Genomic DNA, 7,424 nt, shown 5'->3' with positions numbered 1-7,424 from the left:
GTCCAGCGCCCGAACCCAGGGGCGATCTCGAGGACCCGCCCGGCCGGCAGCCACTGGTGCACCCGCGGGAGAAGGGCGCCGTGCCAGAGGGCCGGCGTCCCACCCCACCAGGTCGACCACTCGTCCCCCTGCGTCGACCAGTCCCACTCGTCGTTGAACACGGTCTTCAGCTGATCGACGCTGCCCATCCCGTCCCTTCCTGGAGTCGCGTCTAGTATCACCGCAATCGCGCTGCAGAGGGGTTCCGTGCAAGCTCTTGTGCTCTGCGGCGGGCGCGGCACCCGGGCGTACCCCATGACCGCCGACCTGCCCAAGCCGCTCCTCCCGGTGGCCGGCGAGCCGCTGTTGCGGCACCTCCTGGAGCTGCTGGCGGCGCAGGGGGTGACCGACCTCGTGCTCGCGGCCGGCTTCCGCTCCGGCGCCGTCGGGGACTTCGCGGCCGGCCTGCCGTCCGCCTGGTCGGTCCAGGTTCTCGACACCGGCGTGGAGACCGGCACCGGCGCGCGCATCACGCGCTCCCTGCCGGTGCTGGAGGACCGCTTCCTCGTCACCTACGGCGACGGGCTGGGCAACGTCGACGTCGCGGCACTGCTGCGACGCCACGAGCAGCACGGCAGGGGCGCGACCATCACCACGGTGCCCCTGCCCTCGCAGTACGGCACCCTGGACCTCGACGACGAGGACCGCGTGGTCGGCTTCCAGGAGAAGCCGGTCCTGCGCGACCACTGGATCAACGCGGGGTTCATCGTGCTGGACAAGGCGGTCTGGCAGGAGCACGCCGCGGACGACCTCGAGCGCGAGGTGCTCCCTGCGCTCGCTGCGGCCGGCCGGCTCGCGGCCTACCGGCACGAGGGGTTCTGGATGTCGATGGACACGCTGAAGGACCAGCAGGCGATGGAGGTGCTGGCACTGCGCCAGCCGCCGCCGTGGTCGGTCCCGCACGCCGTACCGGGCCGAGCGTGAGCGCGCTGCGCGACAAGCGCGTCCTGGTCACCGGCGCCTCCGGCTTCATCGGGTCGGCGCTGGTCCGGCGGCTGCTCGGCGACGGGGCAGAGGTGCACGCGCTGACGAGTGCCGTCTCCAGCGTCTACCCGGTGCGGCTCGCCGAGCTGCGCGACCGGATCGTCCTGCACGAGGGCAACCTCGGGGACCGAGGAGCGATGGACGTGCTCGCCACGACTGCTCGTCCGGACTACGTGTTCCACCTCGGCGCCTACACCCACGTCGGGAAGTCGTGGCAGCGGGTGGACGAGTGCGTGCACACGAACGTCCAGGGCACCGTCAACCTGCTGCAGGCGCTGGCGCCTGTCGGTTACACCCGCTTCGTCTACACCGGCACGAGCGAGATCTACGGGGACGTGCCGGTGCCGTTCGTCGAGGACGGCCCGGTCAACCCCGTCTCCCCCTACTCCGTCAGCAAGTACGCCGGTGAGCGCTACTGCCGGATGTTCGTGCAGGGGCGCGGCTGGCCGATCGTGATGGTGCGGCCGTTCAACGCCTTCGGCCCGCGGCAGACGCCCGACCGGGTCATCCCCGAGATCATCGTGCGGGCCCTCCGCGGTCAGCCCCTCCGCATGACGAAGGGCTTGCAGACGAGGGAGTTCAACTACGTCGACGACCTCGCCGCCGGCTTCGTCGCCGCAGCGGTGACGCCCGGTGTCGAGGGCCAGCTGTTCAACCTCGGCGGCGGCCAGGAGATCAGCATGCGCGACCTCGCCACGACGCTCCTCGATCTCCTGGGCAACCCGGTCGTGCCGGAGTTCGGCGCGCTTCCCGAGCGCCCGACCGAGATCTGGCGCATGCACTGCGACAGCTCCAGGGCGCGCGCGGTGCTGGGCTGGGCGCCGGAGGTCGATCTCGAGGAGGGACTGCGCAGGACGATCGCCTGGTACGAGGAGGAGCTGACCCGCTCTGAGTCCTCGTCGTTCCTCTCGCCCTGACGAGCGTCAGGCCAGGCCCGCCAGGGCGACGGCGGCCGCCGCGATTCCGGCGCCCGTGAGAAGCAGGCGGACCTCCCGGGCCGGCAGCCCGCCACGCACCGGCCATGGGACGTCCCGCAGTCGCAGACTCGGTGCCTCGACCAGGAGGTAGCTGAGGGTCGCAAGCAGCACAGAGGCGGGCAGCACGACCGCGAGCAGGGGCAGCCAGCCCGTGACGAGGTGGCCGTGGACCAGGTGCGTCAACGGCTCGTGCCACAGGTAGATGCCGAACGACAGCGTGCCGGCGGCCACCAGGAACCGGTGGGACAGGACCCTGACGACGCGCCCGTCGCCGAGCGGCAGCGCGACGGCCGCGACGGTCAGACCGGACGCCACGGCCGAGAGCGCAGCCGTGCGCGGCCACAGGACGAAGGAGAACCAGAACGGCAGGGAAGCGGCGAGCAGCAGCAGCCGCAGGTGCCCGCCCGCTCGACCGCGCAGGCGGTTGAAGGCGCCGTGCTCCTGCGCCACGGCGAGCGCGATACCGGGCACGAAGTAGACGAGGTTCGCCGGCAGGCTGTACTTCCACACGGCCGATCCGGACGGCGATGTCACGGTGGCCACGGCCAGCGCCGTTCCCACGCCGGCGAGCACGAGCACGGCGACGCCCGCCTCCCTGGCCCCTCGGCGAAGCACCCAGGCCAGCAGCGGCAGGAGCAGGTAGAACTGCGCCTCCACCGCCAGGGACCAAGCCGGCCCGTCGACCCGGATCACCGTGTCCGGCCAGAAGCCCTGCAGCAGCAGGGGGAAGCGCCACCAGGCGGACACCGGGACGCCGTCGTCGTGCACGAGCAGCATCACGGCAAGGACGAACCACCAGGTGGGCAGGATCCGTGCCACGCGGTGGCGGAAGTACCGCGACAGGGGCCCTCGGTCCGCGCGGACCAGCTGCCGCGTCAGCAGGTAGCCGCTCAGGGCGAAGAAGAGCGCAAGGCCCTCGCCGCCGAGCAGCCCGAGCCGTCCGACGCGCGTTCCGAGCGTGGCCGGGCCGTAGCCGTGCCCCAAGCCCCAGCAGTGCGCGACAAGAACACCGAGCGCGGCCAGGCCCCGCAGCGACTCCACCGGTGCGGAGTGCCGACGCGTCAGCGGCGTGCTGGCGAGGGTCGTCACGGCACGAGTGTGGCAAGTGCCGCGAGGCGCGCCGCTGCGGCAGCAGCCGGGGAGTGGTGCGCGGCGACCAGGGCACGGCCCGCCTCCGCTGCCGCGGCCCGCGCCTGCCCGTCCGCGAGGGCGGTGGCCAGCACGTCGGCGAAGGACGCGCGGGTGGTCGTCCAGCAGCCGTCGGGACGAACCAGTCCCTCGGCCCCGGCCTCGGTCGTCACCACCGGCAGCCCTGCCGCCAGCGCCTCGAGCACCTTCGTCTTCGGCCCGGACGTCGGCGGGCACGGGAAGGCCAGCACCGCCGCTTCCGCGAACGCGTCCACTGCCCGCGGCACCTCTCCGAGCACCCGCACGCCGTCGGCGTGCACGGAGGGGCAGCCGCGGCCGGCCAGCAGCAGCTCGGCACCCGGCACCCGCTGGCGCACCGACGGCCATGCCGCCAGCAGGTCGCGCAGGGCCGCCTGGTTCGGGGGCCAGTCCCAACCGGCCAGCAGCAGCGCTCGCGGCTCCGGTCGCAGCGGCAGCGGCTCCGCAGGTACGTCGACTGCCGCGGGCAGCCAGGAGGTGCGGCCACCGAGGGCGGCCGCCACGCGCGGCGAGTAGGCCAGCGGCACCGCCGCGCCGCGCACCGCCCGGCGGTCTGCCCGGTGCCCCTGGAGGTCGTGCGGCCGGACCCGGCCGAGCGCCCTGGCGTCGACCAGGCAGGAGTAGTGCACGACCACCCCGGTGCGGCGGTGCCCGGCGACGGCGGCCCAGGACAGCGGGTCTTCCGCGAAGGAGATGTCGTGGTCGTCGGGGAGCTGCAGCGCGGCGCTCGCCCAGCGCGGGCGCACCAGCGCCTGCAGGTGGTCCCGGACGGCGTGACCGCGGGCCACAGGACGCCAGCTCGCCCAGGGGGGCAGCTCCTCGGCCGGCTCCCTGTCGGTCCAGCAGACGGCGGTGACCTCGTGGCCCGCGTCCACGAGCCCTTGGCCCGCTGCCCGCAGCAGCCGGCCGCTCGCGGTGCCCTCGGCCTCCGGCAGGTGCTCGGAGACCAGCAGCGCCCTCACAGCCGGCGCGCCACGGCGACGACGAAGCCGGCCAGCGCGCCCAGCCGCCACACGACCGGCGGGCCCCAGTGCCGCCGCTGCCCGCTGCGCACCTCGGTCACGGCCGTCGCGACCCCGCCGAGCCGCAGCACCTGCGGCAGCAGCAGCCGGGCACGCCGCCGGTCGGTGCGCGCGAGCCGCGCCAGCCGGGCTCCCATGCCCTTGCCATAGGCCCAGTGCAGCCGCAGCGACTGGCGCTCGTCGCGCCACTGCACGTGCCAGGCCAGCGCACTGGGCTCGTACCAGCCCACGTGCCCGGCGGCCACCATCCGGTCGAACAGGTCGAGGTCCTCGGCGCTCGCGAAGAAGGACGCCGGGCCGAGCCGCTCGTCGAAGCCGCCGACGTCTGCGAGCACCGTCCGCCGCACGCGCAGGTTGCCCGCGATGCCAGGGTCCAACGGCCCCTCCCGGTCGACGGGTACGGCGGCAGTGCGCTCCACCACCGACACCGGCCGCTCGCGCGGGCTGTCGTCGGGGTGCTCGTCCACGCCGCCCAGCACGAAGTCGGCGTCCGACCGCAGCAGCGCGGCCCGCCAGCCCGGCGCGACGAGCACGTCGTCGTCCACGAACGCGACCTGCTCGGTGGTGGCCGCCCGCCAGCCGAGGTTGCGGGCGAGCGAGGTGCCCGGCTCGCCGGCCAGCAGCACCTCGGCCCCGAACGGCTCCGCGACCGGCCGTGCCGGGTGCCGTGCCGGCGACGAGTCCACGACCACGAGCCGGTCGCCGTCGGTCAGCTCCGCGCGCAGCGCCGTGAGGCAGCGCCGCAGCAGCTCCGGCCGGTCGCGGGTGGGGACCACGACGGTGAGCCCGTCAGCCACCCGCCACCTCCTCCACGACGTCGTCGACCCGGTGCACGAACGCGTCCCAGCCGAAGGCCCCGGCGCGTGCGACGGCTGCGGCACGCATCGGCGTGAGGTCCTGGTGGAGTGCCTCGGCCACGCGCGCCGCGAACCGCTCCGGGTCACGGGGCTCCAGCCAGCCGGTGACGCCGTGCTCGACGGTCTCACGCGGGCCGCCGCTGTCCACGGCCAGCACCGGCGCACCACTGGCCATGGCTTCCAGGGGCACGATGCCGAAGTCCTCGTTGCGGGCTGTGAACAGCAGCAGCCGGCAGGTCCGGTAGAGCTCCGACAGCCGGGCGTCGCTCGGGTCCGCCTCGAAGGTCACGTCCAGCCCCACCGCGGCCTGCCGCAGATGCGCGAGGTACGGCCGGCTCTTCTCGTCCACCGCCCCCGCCACCACCAGGCGGAGCCGGATCCCCTTGCGCTGCAAGGCTTCCAGTGTCTCGAGCGCCAGCTCGACGTCCTTCTGCCACATGATGCGCCCCGCCACCAGCAGGAAGTCCTGACGCACGGCTCCGCCCGGCGGGAAGCGGGTGAGGTCCACGCCCGGGTGCAGCACCTCCACCGGCCCGGACGGCACCAGCCCGGCCGCCGCGATCCGACGACGGGTCTCCTCCGAGTTGGCGAGGACGTGCCGGTAGCTGCGCCAGGCCCGCCGGTCGAGCGCCTCGAAGCCGGACCCCAGCACCCCGAGCCCGGCGCGCTTCAGCGACGAGGAGCCGACGAGAGCCGCCCGCGTCGCGGGGTCGTGCAGGATCTTCAGGGGCGTGTGGCAGTAGGCCGCCACCGGTACGGGCGACCGGGGCGCGACCAGGTCGCCGAGTCCCTCCGAGGACACCAGCAGGGAGCGCGCCCCGTCGAGCGGCAGCCGGCTGCGGCCGATCCGCCAGGCGGCCTGCGCGAGCGGCACCAGGGACCTGCGCACCGACACCGTGGGGCTCAGCTCGACCACCTGCGCCTGCTTCAGCTCGGGATAGGTGGCACCCGGCTCGTGGTGGTGGGTGAGCAGCAGCCAGTCGTGCCGGGAGCGGGCGAGCAGCTCCACGAACGACCGCTCGATGCCGCTCGTGAGGTAGATCCACGGGTGGTAGAGCGCGACCTTCACCGCAGCACCCACGCAGCGCGCGCCGCCCCGCGCAGGACACCGGCCAGCCGGACGAGCGCCAGCAGCGTCCCGAGCCGGTACCGGGCCCGCAGGTCCCGCAGCCCGGTCAGGACCGTCCCTGACCAGACGGCGTCACGGAGCACGGTGCGGGCCCGGCCGCCCTGCCCGCGGCGGGCCAGGAGGACCAGCCGGGCACCGAGCCCGATGCCGTAGCCGTGGTCCAGCCCGACGAGCTGGCGTCGGCTGCGCCACTGGTCGTGCACGGCAGCCGCGTCCGGTGCGAACCAGCCGTCCTGACCGGCGGCCAGCAGCCGGTCCAGCAGGTCGAGGTCCTCGGCGGCCCTCGTCCACGTGCCCGGTCCCAGCCGCTCGTCGAATCCCCCGACGTCCACGAGCGCTGCCCGTCGTACGCCGAGGTTGGCGCTGGCACCGAGGGTGCCCCGGGAGGCGAGCGTGAGGCGGGTCGGCTCGGTCAGCGTCGTCACGGCGACCGGCCGCTCGCGCTGCTCCTGGCCCCGGGGCACGCCGACCGCCCCGACCACCCAGTCGCTGCCCTCGAGCGCGGCGACGAGCGCGTCCGCCCAACCGGGCAGCACCTCCACGTCGTCGTCGACGAAGGCCACCAGCTCGTGCCGGGCGGCGCGCCAGCCGGCGTTGCGGGCCCGGGCCGCCCCCGGCAGGTCGCACCGCAGCGCACCCGGCACCGGTTCGCGGGAGGCCGAGTCGACGACGAGCAGCTCGTCGTCGTCCCCGAGGTCCGCACGGAGCGCAGCGAGGCAGCGCGCGAGATGAGTAGGGCGGTCCCGAGTGGGCACGACGACGCTCAGTCCCCGTCTCAGCACGGGCCCAGCCTGGCACCTGCCCGCTCCGTCACTCCCGCGACGCGCAGTCGTTGCTCCCGACAAGTGTGCGAGGCGCAGGCCCCCGCCACGTTGAACCATGGAGGAGGTGGTGCATGACGCAGCAGGCGGAGAGCCTGGGCCGGGCGCGCAGCCTGGTCAGCCGTGCCTCCGCCTCGCTGACTGACGCCACCCCCGTCGCCCCGCGCACGCTGCGCCCCAGCTGGGAGCGCCAGTACGCCGGCCTCATGCCGGTGGGCGACCTGCTCATCACGACGAGCGTCGCGCTGCTGTGCGTCCGGCTGCTGGGCGTCGACGCCACGGTCGCGTTCCTCCTCGCCGTCTCGTGGCTGGTGCCGCTGGCCGTCGGCGGCGCCTACGAGTCGCGCCTGCTCGGGCAGGGCTCCGACGAGTACAAGCGCGTGCTCTCCTCCTCCTGGCAGTACGCCGCCCTCGTCGGGCTCGTCGCG

General features: G+C 74.5%; 9 protein-coding genes. 3 read left to right on the top strand and 6 right to left on the bottom strand.

Annotated elements, in window-relative coordinates; genetic code table 11:
* On the bottom strand, window positions 1-188 hold a 188-nt coding region (locus JF597_RS50420), incomplete at its 3' end, for a hypothetical protein (protein WP_294013046.1).
* 58 nt (window positions 189-246) lie between these two features.
* On the opposite strand from JF597_RS50420, the gene JF597_RS50415 reads away from it, so the two are divergent.
* Window positions 247-963: a sugar phosphate nucleotidyltransferase gene (locus tag JF597_RS50415; protein ID WP_294013043.1), complete on the top strand. Its 717-nt coding sequence runs from the start codon at window positions 247-249 to the stop codon at window positions 961-963.
* Entirely contained in the window at window positions 960-1,940 is a 981-nt protein-coding gene (locus tag JF597_RS50410; RefSeq protein WP_294013040.1) for an NAD(P)-dependent oxidoreductase, read from the top strand. The genes JF597_RS50415 and JF597_RS50410 overlap by 4 nt, the downstream gene beginning before the upstream one ends.
* A gap of 6 nt (window positions 1,941-1,946) precedes the next feature.
* Here the strand turns inward: JF597_RS50410 and JF597_RS50405 are convergent, their stop codons facing one another.
* From JF597_RS50405 to JF597_RS50385, 5 genes are read right to left on the bottom strand one after another with little or no spacing between them, the layout of a single operon-like run.
* Window positions 1,947-3,089: an acyltransferase gene (locus JF597_RS50405; protein WP_294013038.1), complete on the bottom strand. Its 1,143-nt coding sequence runs from the start codon at window positions 3,087-3,089 to the stop codon at window positions 1,947-1,949.
* On the bottom strand, window positions 3,086-4,129 hold the full coding sequence (locus JF597_RS50400; RefSeq protein ID WP_294013035.1) for a glycosyltransferase: 1,044 nt from the start codon (window positions 4,127-4,129) through the stop codon (window positions 3,086-3,088). Before JF597_RS50400 ends, JF597_RS50405 begins: the two co-directional genes overlap by 4 nt.
* Window positions 4,126-4,986, bottom strand: a complete 861-nt coding sequence (locus JF597_RS50395; RefSeq protein ID WP_294013032.1) for a glycosyltransferase — start codon at window positions 4,984-4,986, stop codon at window positions 4,126-4,128. The genes JF597_RS50400 and JF597_RS50395 overlap by 4 nt, the downstream gene beginning before the upstream one ends.
* A complete protein-coding gene (locus JF597_RS50390; protein WP_294013029.1) occupies window positions 4,979-6,115 on the bottom strand; it encodes a glycosyltransferase in 1,137 nt (378 codons plus the stop codon). Before JF597_RS50390 ends, JF597_RS50395 begins: the two co-directional genes overlap by 8 nt.
* The gene (locus JF597_RS50385; RefSeq protein ID WP_294013027.1) at window positions 6,112-6,957 is read right to left on the bottom strand and encodes a glycosyltransferase; all 846 of its coding nucleotides are present in this window, start codon (window positions 6,955-6,957) and stop codon (window positions 6,112-6,114) included. The genes JF597_RS50390 and JF597_RS50385 overlap by 4 nt, the downstream gene beginning before the upstream one ends.
* 113 nt (window positions 6,958-7,070) lie before the next feature.
* Here JF597_RS50385 and JF597_RS50380 point away from each other — a divergent pair.
* Window positions 7,071-7,424 (top strand): hypothetical protein (locus JF597_RS50380; RefSeq protein ID WP_294013024.1); only part of this gene is annotated, 354 nt, incomplete at its 3' end.

Source organism: Streptomyces sp., assembly GCF_019510245.1.
GTDB lineage: Bacteria > Actinomycetota > Actinomycetes > Streptomycetales > Streptomycetaceae > Streptomyces.
The sequence above is the reverse complement of the archived record's forward strand: the minus strand, read 5'-3'. Positions and strand labels throughout refer to the sequence as shown.